The organism is Brevibacterium limosum, from assembly GCF_011617705.1.
Classification (GTDB): domain Bacteria; phylum Actinomycetota; class Actinomycetes; order Actinomycetales; family Brevibacteriaceae; genus Brevibacterium; species Brevibacterium limosum.
In genome coordinates this window covers 3,696,084-3,715,795 of sequence record NZ_CP050154.1, presented here as the reverse complement: position 1 = coordinate 3,715,795, position 19,712 = coordinate 3,696,084, and the positions used below count along the sequence as shown (strand labels likewise).

Sequence of the window (19,712 nt, the reverse complement as noted above, 5' to 3'; positions counted from 1 at the left end):
GACTGAGTCAGGAGTGTACGCCGTCAGGGCGTGAAGCGCAGGAGGCGGTCGTCGTCCGGGCCGGGATCTCCGCGGCCGTCGGTGTTGTTCGTCAGTACGAGCAGCGACCCTTCGGGTGCCTCGACCACATCGCGCAGTCGCCCGTAATCGCCGGTCCACAGCTGCGACGATGAAGCCAGGTCATCAAGTGGCACCCGGTGCAGTCGCTGCCCGCGGAGTCCGGCGATGAGGATGCTGTCGTCGGTGACGGCCAGCCCGGACGGGCTCGCTTCGTCGGGTGACCACTGCTGCACCGGATCGATGAAATCGCCTGCTCCGCCGCCCGAGTCACCGCCGCCCTCGCCTCCGCCCGAGTCGCCGTCACCCGCGCCGCCATCCTCGGCGATGCCTTCGACTTCGGGCCAGCCGTAGTTGCCGCCGGCTTCGATGACGTTGAGCTCATCCCACGTGTCCTGCCCGAATTCCGAGGCATACATCGTGCCCTCGTCGTCCCACCCGATGCCCTGCGGGTTCCTGTGTCCCATGCTGAAGACGAGCGAATCGCCGAACGGATTGTCGTCGGGTGCCTCGCCATCGGGTGTCATGCGCAGAATCTTTCCCGACAGCGCCTGCTCATCCTGGGCACTGTCGCGATCGCCCGTATCGCCGAGCGTGGCATAGAGCATCCCGTCGGGGCCGAATGCCAACCGCCCGCCGTTGTGGAAGTTCGCCGTCGGCAGTCCGTCGAGGATCGTCTCCGCCTCACCCAGGGACAGGTCCCCGGCCTCGCCGAGGAGGTCGAACCTGACGATCCGATTCTCTGTCCCAGCGGCGAAGAAGGCATAGAGTCGGTCATCGTCGACGGCGAGACCGTGGAGGCCGGCCTCACCCGAGGCCGAGGCATCATCGATCCGGCCGACCTCACGAACGTCTCCACCTGCGGAGACTTCGAGGATACGACCCGAATCGCGTTCGCTGACCAGCATGGTCTGCCCGACGAAGGCGATCGACCACGGGGATTCGAGCCCGGTGGCAACAACCTCGGGAGAGTCCGCCCCCGGAGCGGACGCCGTGGACCCGGCGTCGGCTGATCCGGAACCAGCGCTCGCCGAGGCGGCCCCCGACTCCGACCCGCCCCGACCGTTGGTCTCGTCGGAGTCCGAATCCGAGGAACAGGCGCTGAGGACGACGGCCAGGGACAGTGCGGCACCGGTGAGAAGCCGCCCGGTTCGGCGCTGTGGTGAGGTGGTCATGCTCTCTCCTTCATCGGGGAGTCCGGTTGCACAAGACTATCCGTCGGCAGCCCTCGAATTGAACCGTCTGCCGCCGACTGTGACCGTCTGCCCAGGAATAGACCAGGAATAGAACCGTCTGCCCGGACTGTTGCCACAGGTGAATGAAGTCGTGTGATCGCGCTCTGCGGTCGCACTGCATACCCACCGAAGGAGCCCCCGCCTTGTCCGTTCCGTTGAACATCCTCGATCTCGTCTCCATCCGGGAAGGATCGAACGCCCGCGACGCCATCGCCGAATCGATGACGAACGCGCAGCTCGCCGACGAATTGGGATATCAGCGCCTGTGGTTCGCCGAGCACCACAACACGATGGGCCTGGCCGCCAGCGCCACGGCCCTGCTCATCTCGCAGGCCGCCTCGGTGACGGAGACGATCCGGGTCGGCTCCGGTGGTGTCATGCTGCCCAACCATGCCCCGCTCATGGTCGCCGAACAGTATGGAACGCTCGCGAACATCCACGGTGAGCGCATCGACTTAGGCCTCGGCCGTGCCCCCGGCACGGATGGGATGACCGCGCAGGCGCTCGCCCGGTCCTCGGCCGAACCGCAGGACTTCGCGCAGAACATCTATGACATGCAGGGCTGGTTCTCCGAGACCGGTCAGGCGCACACCATGCCGATCAAGTCGGCGGTCTCGGCGGGGATGAACGTGCCCATCTGGGTGCTCGGATCGACGATGAACGGCGCCTCGATCGCCGGTCAGCTGGGTCTGCCGTTCTCCCTGGCCTCGCACTTCGCGCCCGACCAGATCGACATCGCGATCAAGACCTACCGCGATTCGTTCACCACCGATGCCCCGACCGCGCAGATCGATCAGCCCTATGTCATGGCCGGGATCAACGTCATGGTCGCCGACACCGACGCCGAGGCGGCCCGCCAGTTCACCTCGGTCCAGCAGATGTTCAACGACATGCGCACCGGCCGCCGCCGCAATCTGCAGCCCCCGGTCGACCCGACCGAGATCGATGCGCAGGGCGGAACCAGCCCGATGCTGTCCATCAGCGCCGTCGGCTCACCGGATACCGCGACTGCGCAGATGGCCGAATTCGTCGAACGCACCGGCGCCGACGAACTCATCACCGTCACCTACGCGTTTGACCCCGAGGTGCAGCGCCGGTCGCTCACGCTGCTCGCCGACGCCTGGTTCTGAGGCTCGGAGCCGTGTCCGCGTGGCGGCGCGCTGAGCTGGGAACTGCCTACTCCAGCACCCGGACATAGTTGGAGAGTCCGGGCTCGGTGTCGGTGAGCGTGTGGGCGGTTGACAGGATCGTCGACTCCATCGCCGAGGCGGCCCTCGTCGCTCGCACGTCCGCGCGCGTGGCGAGGCTGACCGTGCGCGGCAGCCGCGGGTCGACCAGTGGGACTGAAGCGAGCAGGGGCCGGTCGACGAGGACCATCGCGGGGACGATCGCGACCCCGAGACCGCGTTCGACGAACCGCAGCGCCGCATCCATCTCCACGCCCTCGACGACGACCCGGGGGCTCAGCCCGGCTGAGTCGAACGCTGAGGAGGTCGCCTCCCTGAGGTCGTAGCCGTGATGGAACAGGACCTGGGGGCGGTCGGCCACCTCGGCGAGGGTGATCCGATCGGTCTGCGCGCGGCCCGAGGTGAGCAGATCGGAACCGGCGGCGGCGATGACGACGAGATCCTCGGCGAGGATCCCGCGCAGGCTGAGCCTGGGCATCTGCGGGGCGAGGTCGAAGGTGCGAGTGATGAGCGCGAGGTCGAGCTCGCCGCCGGCCAGGGCCTCGATGAGCTCACGGGACCCCTTCTCCACGAGCTCGAGTTCGACGCCGGGATGGGCGGTGTGGAACCGACTGATCGCCTCGGCCACGAGGCTCACGCACAGGGTCGGGGTCGCGCCCAGCCGGACGCGACCGCGCCGCAGACCGGCGAGCTCATCCATGTCACGGCGGACCGCCTCGGCGTCGGCGAGCATGCGTTTCGCCGTCGGCAGCAGGGTCGCTCCGGCATCCGTGAGCGTGATGTGACCATGCGCGCGGTGGAAGAGCTCGGCCCCGAGCTCCTTCTCCAGCGTCGAGATCTGCCTCGACAGTGACGGTTGGGCCAGGTGAAGCGTTGCGGCGGCTTTCGTGAAATGGCCGGTGGCGGCCACCTCGGCGAAACTCCGCAGCTGTTCGAGGTTCATGAGCGCTCTCTCTGCAGGTCAGACATGCAGATAGCATATCTCTATCGAGTTGACTCGAACAATGCATTGGACGTATGGAGTGGGCGGTTCCATAGTGGAATTCATGAACACCACACAGGGCGGATCCCGCCGACAAGAACACTCCATCTCCACCTCGGTGCTGGTCATCGGAACCGGCGGATCGGGTCTGCGGGCCGCGATCGAGGTCGCCGAATCAGGCGCCGACGTCCTCGCGGTCGGCAAACGTCCGAAAGAGGACGCGCACACCTCCCTGGCCGCCGGCGGCATCAACGCGGCCCTGGCGACGATGGACCCGGACGACACGTGGGCCCAGCATGCGGCCGACACGATCAAGGAATCCTATGACCTCGCCAACCCCCGCACCGTCGAAATCGTCACCCAGGGAGCAGCCGAAGGCATCGCTGACCTGGAGCGATATGGAATGGACTTTCAGAAGGAGGACGACGGTCGGATCTCTCAGCGCTTCTTCGGCGCCCACACCTGGCGTCGCACCGCTTTCGCCGGCGACTACACGGGGCTGGAAATTCAGCGCACCCTCATTCGTCGCGCCGAAGCCTTAGAGATTCCGATCCTCGACCGCGTCTACATCACGAAGCTGCTGGTGGCCGACGGCCGCATCTTCGGCGCCTATGGCTTCGACGTCATCGACGGCACCGGCTACCGCATCTACGCCGACGCCGTCATCCTCGCCGCCGGCGGACACAACCGGATCTGGCGGCGGACCTCCTCGCGCCGGGACGAGAATACCGGCGACTCCTTCCGCCTGGCCGTCGAAGCCGGGGCTCGGCTGCGCGATGCCGAACTCGTCCAGTTCCACCCGTCTGGCATCCTCGAACCCGAGAACGCGGCAGGTACGTTGGTCTCCGAGGCGGCCCGCGGCGAGGGCGGGATCCTGCGCAATGGCTTGGGGGAGCGGTTCATGGAACGCTATGACCCGCAGCGGATGGAGCTGTCCACCCGTGACCGGGTGGCGCTGGCCGCCTACACGGAGATCGCCGAGGGCCGCGGCACCGAGAACGGGGGAGTGTGGCTTGATGTCTCCCACCTGCCGCGCGAGACGATCATGAGCCGGCTGCCCCGGGTGTTCCAGACACTCATGGAGACGCAGATGCTCGACATCACGGCCACGCCGATCGAGATCGCCCCGACCGCGCACTATTCGATGGGCGGAGTGTGGGTCGACCCGGTCGATCACAGCACCGACGTCGAGGGACTGTGGGCCATCGGCGAGGCCTCGTCGGGTCTGCACGGGGCGAACCGGTTGGGCGGGAACTCGCTCATCGAGCTCCTCGTCTTCGGCCGCATCGTCGGACGGTCCGCCGTTGCGTACTCCGATTCGCTGGAGGCGCAGGTGCGGTCGCATGCCGCGGTGACCGAGGCCAGAGCCGAGATCTCCGATCTGCTGGCATCCGAGGGCACGGAGAACGTGCGTGCCCTGCAGCGCGAGGTCCGCAACCTCATGACCGAACACGCCGGAGTCGTCCGTGATGAGGCCGGACTCTTGGCTGGACTGGAGAAGCTCGCGGCGATCGAGGCGCGTCTCGAACTCGTCGGCATCCACCCGGACATCGCCGGATTCTCCGACCTCGCACACGCCTTCGACCTCAAGTCCTCGGTGCTCGCGGCCCGGGCGACGCTCGAGTGCGCGCTCGAACGGCGAGAGACCCGCGGCTGCCACAACCGCAGCGACTACGCGGAGCAGGATCCGAGCCTGCAGGTCAACCTCGTGTGGTCGCCGAGCACCGGGGTGGTCCGCGAATCGATCCCCGAGGTTTCGGCGGACGTGGCGGCCCTCATGCACACAGGCGAAATCAGCCAGGAAGGCAAACTCGTCGAATAACCCCCAATTACTACCCGACGGCGGCTCAGCAACCTGGCGCAAGGTTGCTGAGCCGCCGTCGGGTAGTTCGGGGAGGGATGGGCTCAGCGATCGGCTGATGCTCCTGTGCCCGTCGGGCCGAATCGCTGGCGGCGACTCTCCGCGTGTCGTATGCTGGCTGGCCAGTCGATGCACCAACGACACCGACATGCAAGTGAGCCACACGAGCGAAAGGTGAAGACATGACTGACAACGACAATTCCCAGGATCGGAACCCGGCGCCCGATCAGGCGGAGGACAACGCCTACTTCCCGAGCCCGTACTCGCTCTCCCAGTACACGTCGAGCAGGACCGACTTCGACGGCCCCGTTACCGAGGAGACATACACGGGCGGGAAGTGGAAGATCCTCACGATCGCCACCGACGAGCGGTACATGCTCATGAAGAACGATACGTTCTTCTCCACCGGCAACCATCCCGTCGAGACGCTGCTGCCACTCCACCACATGGCCGAGGCCGGCTATGAGATCGATGTGGCCACCGTCAGCGGAGGGCCAGGAAAATTCGAGTGGTGGGCCTACCCGGGGGAGGACAAGGCCATCGCCTCCGCATGGTCGAGCGCCGAGGCGAAATTCAAGTCTCCGCTGAGGCTCTCCGACGTCATCGCCGACGGTCTCGACGACTACGCCGCAATCTTCATTCCCGGCGGTCACGGGGCCATGAACGTCATTCCCTTCGACCGGGACGTAAAGGCCGCCCTGGACTTCTTCCTCGAAAACGACAGGCTCATCATCACCCTCTGCCACGGTCCGGCAGCGCTGTTGACCGCCGGCCTCGGCCGTTCGGCGAATCCGTTTGCCGGTTACCGGATCACGGCGTTTCCGGACGCACTCGACTTCGGAGCGAACATCGACATCGGCTATCTGCCCGGCGAGATGCCGTGGGCTCTTGGCGAGAAGCTGAAGAAGGACGGTATCGAGATCATCAACGACGAGATGACCGGTGCCACGACACGGGACCGCAACCTCCTGACCGGCGACAGCCCGCTCGCGGCGAATCAGCTCGGCAAAGAGTCCGTGACCGCGCTCCTCGACAGTTTCGGCAACTGAGACCTTCGCCGTTCAGCGTTCTGCCAGACGACCGCGACGTCACTGAATGCGCACTGCTCTGGGCGCATTCTGCGACGTCACGGTGATTCAGTGACGCGGCCGACGGCGGCCCAGCAACCTTGCGCGAGGTTGCTGGGCCGCCGTCGGGTAGTTCTGGGAGGGGCGCGGGTTCAGCGTTCTGCCAGCCGGGGCCGGAATAATCGTGACAAGCCGCCCACTTGATCACTTTCGGAAGGACCATGGACGACTATCGAAGTCCCGGTTGGGACATCAACTTCAGCACCTTTGGACAACTTCATAATGCGCGGGCAGGTGGTCGCCGTTGACCTGGCTGCTCTCGCTCCTCACCGGCCTCCTCGTCGTCCTCCTCATCACGGTGGCCACCGGCTACTTCGTGGCACAGGAGTTCGCGTACATGGCCGTCGACCGGTCCCGCCTCGCAGCCCGCTCCGCCGCTGGTGACCGCGCCGCCGACCGGGCCCTGTCGATCACCCGCCGCACCTCGTTCATGCTCTCGGGCGCCCAATTGGGCATCACCGTCACCGGGCTGCTCGTCGGCTACGTCGCCGAACCGCTCATCGGCACCGCCGTCGGCGAAGCCCTCGGCGCCGCCCCGATCCCGCAGGGCACGGGCATCCTGATCGGCACCGTCCTCGCCCTCCTCGTCTCGACACTCATCCAGATGCTCTTCGGCGAGCTGTTCCCGAAGAACTTGGCCATCGCCCGCCCCGAGGCACTCGCCACGTGGCTCGCCCGCTCGACCTCGATCTACCTGGCCGTCTTCGGCTGGCTCATCACGATCTTCGACAAGGCCTCGAACGCCCTGCTGCGCATCCTCGGCATCGAACCGGTCCACGACGTCGATCACTCGGCCACGCGGCGCGACCTCAAGCACATCGTCGCCGAATCCCGGGAAGGCGGCGAGATCGCCGATGACGACTCCCTCATCCTCGACCGCATCCTCGACTTCCCGCAGCAGACGGTCGCCCACGCCACGGTGCCGCGCTCACGCGTCGACGCCATCGACATCGACACGCCCCTGGCCGTGGTCCGCGACCTCATGAGCACCGGCCACTCCCGGTACCCCGTGGTCGACGCCGACGATCAGGTGCTCGGCACGATCGACCTCCTCGACGTCCTCGCCGAGGCGGCACCGAACACCTCGCAGTCACGCACCGAGGCCTCCGCCACCGGAGAGTCCGCCACCGGGGGACTGGCCACCGCCTCCACGGTGCGCACCCTCCTGCGTCTGCCGGTCTTCGTGCCCGAATCCCTCACGCTGCCGGACGCGGTGGCGGCACTGTTCGAACACCGGGAGCAGATGGCCTGCGTCGTCGACGAATACGGCGGCTTCGCCGGAATCCTGACGATGGAGGACCTCGGTGAGGAACTCGTCGGCGACGTCGCCGACGAACACGACCACACCGTCGAAGAGCTCATCGACGACGGCGACGGCGCCTGGACGGCACCGGGGATCATCCCTCTCGACGAGGTGGCCCGCGTCCTCCAGCGCGAACTGCCGTCCACCTCGGCGCAGACGCTGTCGGGCCTCGTCATCGAGCATGCGAAGGGATTCCCCGCGGTCGGGGGCCGGATCATGATCGAATTGCCGCTCGACCCTGCCGACCTCGCGGGAACCGACACTCCGGAGTCTGAGCATCTCGTCATCGACGTTCTCGAGGTGGCCACGCACGTGCCCTCGGCGCTGCGGATCGGAATCGAGGTGGCACGATGAGCGATCCCTGGGTCATCATCGCAATCACGATCGCCATCATCGGACTCAGCGCCTTCTTCGTCGCCGTCGAGTTCGCGCTCATCGCCGCCAAGCGCCACCGCCTCGAGGACGCAGCCGCAGACAGCCGGTCGGCCCGTGCCGCCCTGCGCAGCTCGACCGAGCTGTCGGTGCTGCTGGCCGGATCCCAGCTGGGCATCACGGCCTGCACCCTGGCGCTCGGCGCAATCACGAAACCGGCCGTCCACCACTGGATCACTCCCGTCGCCGAGACGCTCGGCCTGCCGCTGTGGATCGCCGATATCACCGGCTTCGTCCTCGCGCTCATCGTCGTCACGTTCCTCCACCTCGTCGTCGGTGAGATGGCGCCGAAGTCATGGGCGGTGGCACATCCTGAACGGTCGGCGATCCTGCTCGCGGTGCCGATACGCGCGTTCATGTTCCTCACCCGTCCGCTGCTGCATGTGCTCAACAACGCGGCGAATGCCTGCCTGCGGATGGTCAAGGTCGAGCCCGTCGAAGAGGTCGACCAGGCGCACACTCCCGAGGATCTGCAGCAGCTGCTGGAGCACTCGGCGCAGGCCGGAACCCTGGAGGAGGAGTCGTCGGCTGCGCTGCTCGGAGCCCTCGAACTGACCCAGCTCAGCCTCGACGAACTCGTGGCGGGTCGGCCGGAGCCGACGGCCGTCGGGCCGGACGCGACCGCGGGTGCGGTGAGGGAGGCCTCACGCCGCGACCGTCACCGTCGCATCCTCGTGCGCGCCGAACCCGCCGGGCCGCTGAGCCACGTGGTGCATGTCCGGGATGTGCTCGGACTCGCCGATGGGGACCCGATCACCGCGGCGGCGCGCTCCGTCACCGTCCTGCCGGGGACGATGACCGTCGTGCGGGCGTTCGAGGCGATGCGGGAGGAGAGCACGCAGCTGGCACTGGTCGAAAGAGCCGACGCCAGCCACGCAGTCGTCACCGTCACCGATGTGCTCACGCACCTGCTCACCACCGGCGAGCTGACCGCACCGAGCTGACCACCCTCCCAGGACTACCCGACGGCGGCCCAGCAACCTCGCGCTGTGAGTATTGACAGTGGCTGGTCTGGGACTGGCTGGCAGAGTAGGTGTTGGCCTCTCCGTCCAGTGATCGTGACTCCACCTCGCGCTGACCCACACAGTGGTGTCTTGACCTCGATTTGTCCGATCACATGGATGGTGCGGCCGGCACCTGCCCGGCCCACCTCGGTAACTTGATCAGAAGGTTGTCCACCCCCTGAAACCAGGGGGTGTGACTCATCACAGTGTTGTTCCGAAGTGACCTCTAACCCGGACCGGTACCGGCCGCAAGCGGCCACACAACCTATCGGTCAAACAAGGAGCTTCGAACCGCTATGTCCATTGTCGCGCACTTATACAGTTTCTTCATCGGCGTCGATACACACGCCAGAAACCACGTCTACACGATCATCACCAGCACCGGTGTCCTCATCGACACCGGCACCTTCCCGACCACTGCTGCTGGCATCAAACGAGCACTGAGCTGGGTCGGCCGGCGCACCGACGGCGACCTCGACACACTCTGGGTCGTTGAAGGTGCTGCTTCGTACGGGGCGATGCTGACCGGCCACATCGCCGCAGCCGGATACCCCGTCGTCGAAGCCGCCCGCATGGACGCCAAAGCCCGCCACGGGGTGGGTAAGAGCGATGAGCTCGATTCCCGCCGCATCGCAGAATCCGTGCTGCGGTTGGATGCCGACCAGCTGAGGTGGCCGCGCCAGGGCGAAGGCGTGCGGCAGGCACTGCGTGTCCTGCTGGCAGCGCGGAACTCGATGAGCACCGAACGCACCCGGCAGATCAATGCTCTGACCGCGCTGGTGCGCACCAACGATCTGGGACTCGACGCCCGCAAGTCGCTGACGGCTGAGCAGTTCGCTGAGATCGCCAGGTGGCGGGACCGGAAGGAAGACATCGGCCTGGCCACTGCCCGGGCTGAAGCGGTCCGTTTGGCCAAACGAGTTCTCACCCTCGACGAGGAGCTGGCAGGCAACCTCGCCAAACTCACCGAACTCCTCAAAGCCAGCCCGGCTGCGGCCTTGCTGGATGAGCCCGGGTTCGGGCCCTTCAGCGCCGCGGTGTGCTTCACCGCCTGGTCCCATCCCGGCCGGGTTCGCAACGCGGCGGCATTCGCCGCCCTGGCGGGGGTGAATCCGATTCCAGCGTCATCGGGCAACACGCATCGTCACCGGTTGAATCGGGGTGGTGACCGGCAGTTGAACCGGGCCTTACACACGGTGATCATGAACCGGATGGTCCATGATGAGCGGACCCGAGACTACGTTGCCAGGCACTACGGTGAAGACCCGACGAAGAAGTCGAAGAAGGAAATCCGACGCAAACTCAAATGGTATCTAGCGCGCCGGGTCTACAAGATCCTTAACGCGCTAGATACCGTTCCTCAACCCGCTTGACAAGACATAGAAGGATCAAGGTTGCTGGGCCGCCGTCGGGTAGTTCCGGGAAGAGAACCTACTCCGGGTTCCTGTTGCCCACCGTGCTCGCCGCCTTGCTGCCCGTGCTGCCCTACAGCCTGTCTCTGCTCGGTCTGGCCGTCGTCTGCCTGGGGTGCCTCGGCGTCGTGGCACGGGCCATCACTCGACCGTGGTGACGGGTCTGGCCGGGAGCCGAAAACTCTGCGACTCTGGGAGAAGCCGATTCGTACAGGAGCAGACGTGAGTCTCAGCGGACACGACATCCAACGGACAGGACATCCAACGCAGGCCCCGGGAGGCCGCCAGCGACTCGCCGGGCACCAGCAGCAAATACCCGTTGACCGACCGTGACAGCACGAGAAGCCGCAGTCGCAGGGCCGGAGGAGCCGAGGTGACACAGTGAGTCAGGAACCACCGTCACTGTTCGAACCTGATGACGGTAGTCGTCCCCTCGCCGACCGTCTGCGTCCGAAAGCTCTCGAAGATGTGGTGGGTCAGGAGCACCTGCTCGGTCCGGACGCACCGATCGGACGGATGGTCGACGAACGTCGACTGGTTTCGCTGGTGCTGTGGGGGCCGCCGGGCTGCGGGAAGACCACAATCGCGCGTCTGCTGGCGGATCAGACCGGGCTGGCGTTCGAGCCGCTGTCGGCCACTTTCTCGGGCGTCGCTGAACTTCGCAAGGTCTTCCAAGCGGCTGCCAAACGGCGCGAGGTCGGGCAGGGCACGATGCTGTTCGTTGATGAGATCCACCGCTTCAACCGTGCTCAGCAGGACTCCTTCCTGCCCTACGTGGAGGATGGAACGGTCGTGCTCGTCGGCGCGACGACGGAGAATCCGAGCTTCGAACTCAATTCTGCGCTGCTGTCTCGCTGTCAGGTGTTCGTCCTCAAGCGCCTCGACGAGCGGGCTCTGACCACAATCATCGAACGTGCGGAAGAAGCTATAGGGAGGACGCTGCCGGTAGACGACCAGGCCCGACAGGCGATGGTGGCGATGGCAGACGGCGATGGCCGGTATCTGCTCAACCTCATCGAACAGCTCCAGACCGTCACCGGGACACTGGACACCTCGGGCCTGGTCGATCTCGTTCAGCAGCGAGCACCGATCTATGACAAGGGGCAGGAGGGACATTACAATCTCATCTCTGCGCTGCATAAGTCCATGCGCGGCTCCGACCCCGACGCCGCACTGTACTGGCTGGCACGAATGCTCGACGGCGGAGAGGACCCCCTCTACATCGCCCGACGTCTGGTGAGGTTCGCCAATGAGGATATCGCCATCGCCGACCCACAGGCCGTCCACCAGGCTCTGGCGGCATGGGACGTGTATGAGCGCCTCGGATCTCCGGAGGGAGAACTCGCCATCGCCCAAGCGGTCGTCTACCTCGCAACCGCGCCGAAGTCCGTCGCAGTCTACTCGGCGTTCAACGCCGCGACGCGGCTGGCAAAGAAGACCGGGTCCCTCATGCCGCCCGCGAATATCCTCAACGCCCCGACGAAGCTGATGAAGAACCTCGGCTACGGGGAAGGCTACGAGTACGATCCCCACACGCCCGGAGGGTTCTCGGGCGCGAACTACTTCCCCGACGACATGGAGCCTGAGAAGATGTACCGGCCCACAGGCAATGGCTACGAAAGGGTCATCGCCGACAAGCTCGCCGAGTGGGAACGGATACGCACCGAGAAGCGGACGCGGGCAGATCCGGAGGGCGAGCCGGAATGAGCCCTGAGCCCTGCGGACAGCCTCGTCGCGCAAGTTGACGACGTTCTACGATGACACTAGTTCCCAACGACCTCTAAGGATCGACCACATGCCCGGCACATCACGCCAACAGTCACCAGCCGTCAATGCGTTCATCGACATCATGGGGCCACGCCACGTGCTCACCTCGACGCGGGCGACCGCACCCTATACGAAGGGCAACCGCTTCGGCGGCGGCAATGTGCTGGCCGTGCTGCGCCCGGGCAGCCTCGTCGACATGTGGCGGGCCCTGCAGGTCTGCGTCGACAACGACCTCATCGTCATCCCGCAGTCGGCCAACACCGGCCTGACCGGCGGCTCCGGCCCCGGTGCGCAGGACTACGACCGCGAGATCGTCATCATCTCGACCCTGCGCGTCAACCAGATCTACCTCATCAACGACGCCCGCGAAGCGATCTGTTTGGCCGGATCGACGCTGTACGAACTCGACGAGGCGCTCGCCCCGTTCGGCCGCGAACCGCACTCGGTCATCGGCTCATCTTCGATCGGGGCCTCGGTCATCGGCGGGATCGCGAACAACTCCGGCGGATCCCAGATCCGCAAGGGCCCGGCGTTCACGAAGCACGCCATCTTCGCCCGCGTCACCGAGGAGGGGCGACTCCAACTGGTCAACCACCTCGGCGTGGAGCTCGGTGATGACCCCGCGCATCTCCTCGACAGACTCCAGCGCGGTGACTGGGACCCGGCCGAGGTCACTGCTCCGCCCGAGGACACGACGGAGACCGAATACGGGACCCAGGTCCGAAAGATCGTCGACTCTCCCGCCCGGTTCAACGCGAACTCCGACTACCTGTTCGAAGCCTCCGGCTCGGCCGGCAAGCTCATGGTCTTCGCCGTGCGCACCCGCACCTTCCCGAAGGAGAACGACGCGACGACCTTCTACGTCGGGACGAACAGCCCGACCGAGCTCGAAGACCTGCGGCGGGCGATTCTGACCTCGGACATGCCGCTGCCGATCTCGGGCGAATACATGGGCCGGCCCTCCTTCGACCTCGCCGAGAAGTACGGCAAGGACACGTTCGTCTCGATCAAGCACGCCGGCAGCCGGGAGCAGATCAGACTCTTCGCGCTGAAGAACTGGGCCAACGGCGTGTTCGCGAAGCTGCCGTTCTTCGGCGAGACCGTCGCCGACACGATCGCGCAGAACGCGTTCGGTCTGTTGCCGCAGCAGCTGCCCAAGCGGATGCTCGAATACCGCGACCGGTTCGAACACCACCTGCTGCTCGTCGTCAGCGGCGAGGAGAAAGCGCGGATGGGTCGATTCCTCGACGATTTCTTCGCCGAGGCGGCCCACGACGGTGAATATTTCGTGTGCAGCGGCGATGAGGCTCAGTCCGCGATGCTGCATCGTTTCGGTGCAGCGAGTGCGGCGACCCGCTATTTCAACCTCAACCGCGAGGACTCCTCGGACATGATCACCTTCGACGTGGCGCTGCGCCGCGACGACGAGGACTGGCTCGAAGTGCTTCCCGACGAGATCGCCGATCAGCTGCACATCAGCTCCTACTACGGGCACTTCTTCTGCCACGTCTTCCACCAGGACCATGTGGCCAAGAAGGGCGTCGACCCGGTGGCGCTGAAGAAGCAGATGACCGAGCTGCTCGAGGCCCGCGGTGCAGCCGTGCCCGCCGAGCACAACTACGGTCGGCTCTACCCCGTGCCGCCGGAGATGGAAGCCCACTTCAAGGACCTCGACCCGCACAACGTCTTCAATGCCGGGGTCGGCGAGACGTCTGCGAAGAAGGAGTGGGCGTAAATATCTCGGATCCCATAATCTTGGTGGACACTCAGCGCTGCATATTTTGAGCTGATCGGACACGTGGAAGTGTTCCTCCGCAACGTCTTTCACAGCAGCCTCTACCCGTTGAGTGATGAGGGCAGATGGTACTTGGACTCGCAGTTTCCGTTTACCAGGCAAGCCGACAGAGACATCAGGATTGCGGTTCGGTGGGCAACGACAGATGGAGAGACTCCTGAAAAACCGGGAAAAGTCATTGCCGAGTTATCCTTCGGGTTCTGGCGGTTCCTCCTCAGTTCGCACTATTCCGCAACGATCTGGCCGAAAGTCTCACCGGGTTTCGAAGGAGTGCCCCGGCACCAACGGAGTCGATCTGAACTCGAAGCTGCTGCCAAGCGAATCAACGACCTCCGAAATAGAGTCGCTCACCATGAGCCTGTCTACAGTCGTTCGTCGGCGCGGTACCTCGGCGACATCTACTTGATAGCTCGGTACGTCGATGCGCAGGCAGAGAAGATGCTTCGGAGCCGATCGAAGGTCCCCGGCATATTGGATCGGCGACCCCCGAAGGCTTCATCAGATTGACCGCGCCATCACGTTGACGGCGCGTCAGCGAATCAGGGGCACTCTGTTCCCCTCTTTAAGTGCCGGGTGAAGAACCGGGCGGCATCCTCGCCCGCGAAATCCGGCACTCCTGTGTGCCCGCCCATATTGGCGTAGAGCGTCTTCTCCTTGGAGGCGAAGGCGTCGAAGAGTTCGAGAGCGGCCGCACGGTCATTGCCTTCGTCATCCCACTGCAGGAGGACATGCAGCGGAATAGTCACCCGACGGGCTTCTTCCTTGGTCGACTGGGGAACGTAGCTGCCGGCGAAGAGCCCGGCTGCTTCGATCCGTGGGTCAATAGCCGCCAATCGCACAGCGATGGCGATGACCCCGCCGGAGAATCCGACACGGTCGGCGATCTCGGGAAGCCGCAGGAGTTCGTCGAGCGCAGACTGCCATTCCGGGACTGCTTGGTTGACCAGCGGCAGGATGAGCGCATCGATGACGTCGTCGGAGGGTTTCTCACCGGCAAAGACAGCCGAGCGCAGCTGGTCTCGTGCCTGGTCCACCCCAGGAAGCGGCGGGCGCCCGCCCGAGCCGGGGGCCTCGAGGCAGGCCGACGCAAAACCGTGTGCGGCGGCACCGCGCGCGCGAGCGGCTAGGCGCGGATACATGCGCTCCATGCCGATGCTGCCGGGCTGGCCCATAAGAATGATCGGAACCGGATCCGCCGCATCCGCAGTTGCGGGAGTCCACAGGATCCCCGGGATATCGCAGAGGCGGAATCGCCGTTCGACGAGATCCTCGCCGAGGTGCTGTTCGGTGGTGAAATGCATGGTCGTGCCTTTCGGGAGTGTGATGAATGATCGGCGCTCCCGGACGACCTACAGTCCGACCGTGACTCCGCAGGGGAGCACCCTTGTTACTGCGTTCACGGGTACCACCTCCTCACAAGCATTCACGGCGTCTTAAGAGTAGCAGGGGAAATAGGGCGGCATCCCACACCGCAGACAGCGAAACACCCCGGCGGACCGGAGTGTTTCGCTGCGATCGGTGATGGATGCCCAAGCACCGAGCGGCAAGCACCGACCCTCAACTGCCGAGCCTCAAGCGTTGAGTCGAATCAGTCCTCGTCTTCGATCTCAGCGGCGGCGGCCGCCTCGGCGCGGGCCTGTTTGATCTTGCGTGTACGAGAGATCGTCATCATCGTGATCGTGATGACGAATCCGAAGGCCGCGCCGACCACGATGGCATAGGTGCTGGTTGAGGCACCGAGTGTGGCGCTTGCTCCCATGCCGGCATCGATGAGCGGATAGCCCTCACTCATGTGGAAGACGATCGCACCGACCCACACGATCGCGAACACCGCTCCGACGATGTTGCCGACGATCAGCCGCCTCGGCGAAACACGGGCCATAGCCATGGAGAAGTCCACGTTCGCGCGCTTGCAATACCCCGAGATGACACCGCTGGTCACGATGGATCCGAGGACGATCAACACACTCCACAATCCCGCGCCGAGGACGGCGAAGATGAGGCCGAGCGCGAAGAACACGTAGGTGGAGACGACGGCTCCCAACGTGTACGCACGCAGAATGACGTCGCGTTCGCGTTCGTCTCCCATCGAGGGGTCATCGAAACCGGCGATCCTGTCGGCCAGTTCGTTGGGACGGCTCTTCTTGTCGCTGACGTTGTTCATGGGGATTCCTCCTGGAGCGAGAAGATCTCTTCGACTGTCGTGTTCAAGGCTCGGGCGATGCGCAGCGCCAGATACACGCTGGGGGCGTAGTCACCGCGCTCGGTCGCGATGATCGTCTGCCGCGACACCCCGGTGAGCTGGGCCAGCTGCGCCTGCGTCAGCCCCGCAGCCTTGCGAACCTGCTTGAGGTCCGAGGTCTGAACTTCCATGACGTTCCTTGATGTCAACTTCTCTTTACATCTAAAAGTAAAACATGTTTGACATCAGTGTGTCAATGATCTTTGACATCGCCGAGGTGGCTCGCAGTGTCGTTCGCAGGCGGGACCGATCGCGGGGCGGTGGAGCAGTGCAGCGAGCGAGCCTCGAGGCGGGTATGGGCGCCGAGCTTGCGCACCCCTCGTCGCAAACAGTAAAACACCCTGTTGCAACGGGATGTTTTCGCGCTAAAGGTGAGGGATGCGCAAGTGACCGTGCAGTATCGGAATAGCGGGAGGGCAGAGCGCTAACGGCGAGGGACGCTGAGGCAGCGGGTGATCTCGACGCTGCCCGGAGCTGGTCTCGGTGCGGCTCGAATTCTGAGGGAGGTTTCTGTAGAAATCTGCGTCGGAAATCAACGTTTATCTACCGGAGAATTCTGTACGGCAGGGTGAGTGGCGGCGACCAAGCCCACACCGCCCGTCGCCCTCGCCGCAACAACCCCGTCGCCCTCGCCGCGACAACCGCGTCGGCCCTTTACGCCTCCACAACCTTCTCGCGCCGGCGATCCTTCTCCAGCCTGGCCTCGTGGCTCGAGCGCGAAGGGTTCAGAAGCTTCAGCAGCGACAGCGCGATGATCGCTCCGAGCACCGCGCAGCCGGCGGGCAGGAGCATCGCGGTCTTCGCATCGAAGGCGTCGATGATGTTGCCGGCGACGGCCGATCCGAAGGCGACGCCGAAGCCCAGCGAGGTGCCCAGCCAGGCGAACGCCTCGGTGAGCCTGCGTGGGGGAGCGAGCTGCTCGATGACCGAGTTCGCGCCGATGAGGCTCGGGGCGATCGCCGATCCGACGAGGATCAGGATGATGCCGTAGGTGACCATCGAATTCGCCAGCAGCATCATGTAGGCGCCCACGGCCAGGCCGGCCACCGCGATGCCGTAGCGGTGGTGGACGGCGGCCTGCCAGTTCCTGGCCCCGTACAGCGCTCCGGAGATGAGCGATCCCAGCGCCAGGCACGACAGCAGCACACCGGCCGTGGACTTCACGCCGAGTTCGTCGGCGAACGCGACGGCGATGACGTCGATGGCGCCGAAGTTCACGCCGAGGAAGATGTTGACGATGATGATTGCGAAGATGCCCGGGTTCGAGAACACGTGCCCCTTCGCCTCGGTGGTCCGCTCCACCGGCGGGGGTTCGGTCGACTTCTGGATGTAGAGCAGCAGCGAACCGACGCCGACGGTGATCATCGAGAGGATGATTCCCGCCGGCGGCCACACGGCTGTTGCGAGCACCGTGGCCAGCACCGGCCCGGAGACGAACATCAGCTCATCGGCGACCGATTCCCACGAGAACGCGGTCTGCAGCTTCTTCGGCGTGTCGACGATATGCGACCACCGCGAGCGCACGAGCGAACCGACGGAGCCGACGGTGGCGCCGCCGATGCCGGCGAAGACGAAGACGAATCCCGTCCACCATTCCTCGTACACGGAGACGATGAGCAGGGCCAACGCGATGAGGTGGGTGATGACGATGGGCACCATGACCTTCGCCTGACCGAGGCGGTCGACGAGGCGGGCGATCCCGGGGCCGGCAAGTGCCTGGACGATCATGTAGACGGCGGAGACGATGCCCGCCATGCCGTATGACCCGGTCACGCCCTGAATGAAGAGGACGATGCCCAGCCCCAGCACTGCGATGGGCATCCGGGCGACGAGACCGGCCAAGGAGAACTTGAGAGCACCGGGAAGCGACAGAATTTCCCGATAGTTGTTGAACACCAGGAAAGTCTACCGAGCGCCCCGAGCGACAGCCAGGCGAATCCTGCGCTATTACTGGTGAGTCGCCTCACCTCGGGGAGGCAGTGCTGCCGAGGTGTCCTGGGGTTTGTAACAAAAGCTATATAATTGCCGAGATTGCATTTTCCTTCCCGTCGGCGTGAGTGCCGCACCGACATGACCCCGGAGTGCCGATGACGGACAACACCACCTTCGACGATCTCTTCGACCACCAGCCCGACGAGCAGCAGCGACCGCGCAAGAAGAAGCGCGTCTGGCGCAAGGTTCTCGTCGCGCTGCTCATCATCGTCATCCTCGGCGTGCTCGGCATCGGGCTCTACGTCTGGAGCGTCGGCCGGTCCTTCGACAAGAACGCGAACCAGCTCAGCGACGAACAGGTCTTCGGCAAGGACAGCGCCGGCGGCAAGGAAGGCGACGGCACGAACATTCTGCTGCTGGGCTCGGACGAGCCGATGAGCGATGTCGACGTCAACGATTCGCGCGGACTGCGCTCGGACACGATCATGGTCATGCACCTGCCCGAGGACGGCGGCAACGTCCAGATCATGTCGATCCCGCGCGACACCTACGTCGACATCGACGGCCACGGCAAGTCGAAGATCAACGCCGCCCTGTCCTACGGCGGTCTGCCGCTCGCCGTGTCGACGGTTTCGGACTTCATCGGCACCGACCTCGATCACGTGGCGATCATCGACTTCGAAGGGTTCAAGGCTCTGACCGACAGCCTCGGCGGGGTGACCGTGAACTCCGAGCAGGCGTTCGAGAAGAACGGCTACTCCTTCACCCAGGGCGAGAACGTCCTCGACGGCGATCAGGCGCTGACCTTCGTGCGTGAGCGCAAGCAGTTCCAGGACGGCGACTTCCAGCGTGCGCGCAATCAGCAGGCGTTCATCCGCGGGCTGACGAACGAGATGATCTCGGCCGACACCCTTTCGAACCCGAAGAAGATCCAGGACATGGTCAAGAACTTCGCGCCGTACATGTACGTCGACTCGGGTATGGACGCGAAGTACATCTCCTCGACCGCGTTCAATATGCGCGACGTCCGCCCCGGCGACATCGAGTTCTTCACCGCCCCCGTCGCCGGCGTCGGCACGTCCCCGGACGGTCAGTCGATCGTCAATGTCGACGAGGATGAGCTGAAGAAGGTCCGCGACGCGTTCAAGAACGACACCGTGGCCGACTACGTGCAGAACGCCCCGGAGGCCCACCTCTGAAACCTCGCCGAGGCGGCGAAGCGCTGACACCTCCGCCGAGGCGGCCCTTCCCCGGGCATCCCTCGCCGAGGCGGCTCGCCGCAGCCGCGACGGCCCAGATCCGCTGAGTCGCACACCGAGCCCCGCTCCAGAAGCTTCCTGGAGCGGGGCTCGGTGCATCTGGGTCGATAGCGCCTC

General features: G+C 65.1%; 16 protein-coding genes. 10 read left to right on the top strand and 6 right to left on the bottom strand.

All coding sequences use genetic code 11. From position 1 onward, the window contains the following. Nucleotides 1-23: 23 nt before the first annotated feature. Nucleotides 24-1,232, bottom strand: coding sequence for a PQQ-dependent sugar dehydrogenase (locus GUY37_RS16665; protein ID WP_166827933.1), 1,209 nt, complete (start codon nucleotides 1,230-1,232; stop codon nucleotides 24-26). Between the two features lie 203 nt (nucleotides 1,233-1,435). Here GUY37_RS16665 and GUY37_RS16660 point away from each other — a divergent pair, with 203 nt between their 5' ends. Beyond that, nucleotides 1,436-2,422, top strand: a complete 987-nt coding sequence (locus GUY37_RS16660; RefSeq protein ID WP_166827930.1) for an LLM class flavin-dependent oxidoreductase — start codon at nucleotides 1,436-1,438, stop codon at nucleotides 2,420-2,422. Nucleotides 2,423-2,468: 46 nt separating this feature from the next. Here GUY37_RS16660 and GUY37_RS16655 read toward each other — a convergent pair whose 3' ends face one another. After that, nucleotides 2,469-3,422, bottom strand: a complete 954-nt coding sequence (locus tag GUY37_RS16655) for a LysR family transcriptional regulator (protein ID WP_166827927.1) — start codon at nucleotides 3,420-3,422, stop codon at nucleotides 2,469-2,471. A 103-nt stretch (nucleotides 3,423-3,525) separates the two neighbouring features. Here GUY37_RS16655 and GUY37_RS16650 point away from each other — a divergent pair, with 103 nt between their 5' ends. From GUY37_RS16650 to dld, 8 genes are all read left to right on the top strand, one after another. Beyond that, nucleotides 3,526-5,283 (top strand): L-aspartate oxidase, encoded by a 1,758-nt coding sequence (locus GUY37_RS16650; protein ID WP_166827924.1) that lies wholly within the window; start codon nucleotides 3,526-3,528, stop codon nucleotides 5,281-5,283. Nucleotides 5,284-5,504: 221 nt separating this feature from the next. After that, the gene (gene hchA / locus GUY37_RS16645) at nucleotides 5,505-6,371 is read left to right on the top strand and encodes a glyoxalase III HchA (RefSeq protein ID WP_166827921.1); all 867 of its coding nucleotides are present in this window, start codon (nucleotides 5,505-5,507) and stop codon (nucleotides 6,369-6,371) included. 322 nt (nucleotides 6,372-6,693) lie between these two features. Continuing rightward, nucleotides 6,694-8,106: a hemolysin family protein gene (locus GUY37_RS16640; protein ID WP_166827918.1), complete on the top strand. Its 1,413-nt coding sequence runs from the start codon at nucleotides 6,694-6,696 to the stop codon at nucleotides 8,104-8,106. Next, nucleotides 8,103-9,128, top strand: a complete 1,026-nt coding sequence (locus GUY37_RS16635) for a CNNM domain-containing protein (protein WP_166827915.1) — start codon at nucleotides 8,103-8,105, stop codon at nucleotides 9,126-9,128. Before GUY37_RS16640 ends, GUY37_RS16635 begins: the two co-directional genes overlap by 4 nt. A 356-nt stretch (nucleotides 9,129-9,484) precedes the next feature. After that, nucleotides 9,485-10,561 carry an IS110 family RNA-guided transposase gene (locus GUY37_RS16630; protein ID WP_166824300.1) on the top strand — a complete coding sequence of 359 codons (1,077 nt, stop codon included), beginning with the start codon at nucleotides 9,485-9,487 and terminating at the stop codon, nucleotides 10,559-10,561. A gap of 74 nt (nucleotides 10,562-10,635) precedes the next feature. Further along, on the top strand, nucleotides 10,636-10,758 hold the full coding sequence (locus GUY37_RS19360) for a hypothetical protein (protein WP_266096646.1): 123 nt from the start codon (nucleotides 10,636-10,638) through the stop codon (nucleotides 10,756-10,758). Nucleotides 10,759-10,981: 223 nt separating this feature from the next. Continuing rightward, nucleotides 10,982-12,307, top strand: a complete 1,326-nt coding sequence (locus GUY37_RS16625) for a replication-associated recombination protein A (RefSeq protein WP_166827897.1) — start codon at nucleotides 10,982-10,984, stop codon at nucleotides 12,305-12,307. An 88-nt stretch (nucleotides 12,308-12,395) separates the two neighbouring features. Next, nucleotides 12,396-14,102 (top strand): D-lactate dehydrogenase, encoded by a 1,707-nt coding sequence (dld, locus tag GUY37_RS16620; RefSeq protein ID WP_166827894.1) that lies wholly within the window; start codon nucleotides 12,396-12,398, stop codon nucleotides 14,100-14,102. Nucleotides 14,103-14,701: 599 nt separating this feature from the next. Here the strand turns inward: dld and GUY37_RS16615 are convergent. The 4 genes from GUY37_RS16615 to GUY37_RS16600 all read right to left on the bottom strand — a co-directional run bounded on the left by GUY37_RS16615 (nucleotide 14,702) and on the right by GUY37_RS16600 (nucleotide 18,300). Continuing rightward, entirely contained in the window at nucleotides 14,702-15,463 is a 762-nt protein-coding gene (locus GUY37_RS16615) for a dienelactone hydrolase family protein (protein ID WP_166827891.1), read from the bottom strand. 287 nt (nucleotides 15,464-15,750) lie between these two features. Further along, nucleotides 15,751-16,326, bottom strand: a complete 576-nt coding sequence (locus GUY37_RS16610; RefSeq protein ID WP_166827888.1) for a hypothetical protein — start codon at nucleotides 16,324-16,326, stop codon at nucleotides 15,751-15,753. Beyond that, nucleotides 16,323-16,535, bottom strand: a complete 213-nt coding sequence (locus GUY37_RS16605) for a helix-turn-helix transcriptional regulator (RefSeq protein WP_025776737.1) — start codon at nucleotides 16,533-16,535, stop codon at nucleotides 16,323-16,325. Before GUY37_RS16605 ends, GUY37_RS16610 begins: the two co-directional genes overlap by 4 nt. Nucleotides 16,536-17,058: 523 nt before the next feature. Continuing rightward, nucleotides 17,059-18,300 (bottom strand): MFS transporter, encoded by a 1,242-nt coding sequence (locus GUY37_RS16600; protein WP_166827885.1) that lies wholly within the window; start codon nucleotides 18,298-18,300, stop codon nucleotides 17,059-17,061. 191 nt (nucleotides 18,301-18,491) lie between these two features. Between GUY37_RS16600 and GUY37_RS16595 the strand changes: the two genes are divergently transcribed. Continuing rightward, complete coding sequence (locus GUY37_RS16595; protein WP_166827882.1) at nucleotides 18,492-19,535, top strand: LCP family protein; 1,044 nt, start codon at nucleotides 18,492-18,494, stop codon at nucleotides 19,533-19,535. Nucleotides 19,536-19,712 lie beyond the last annotated feature (177 nt).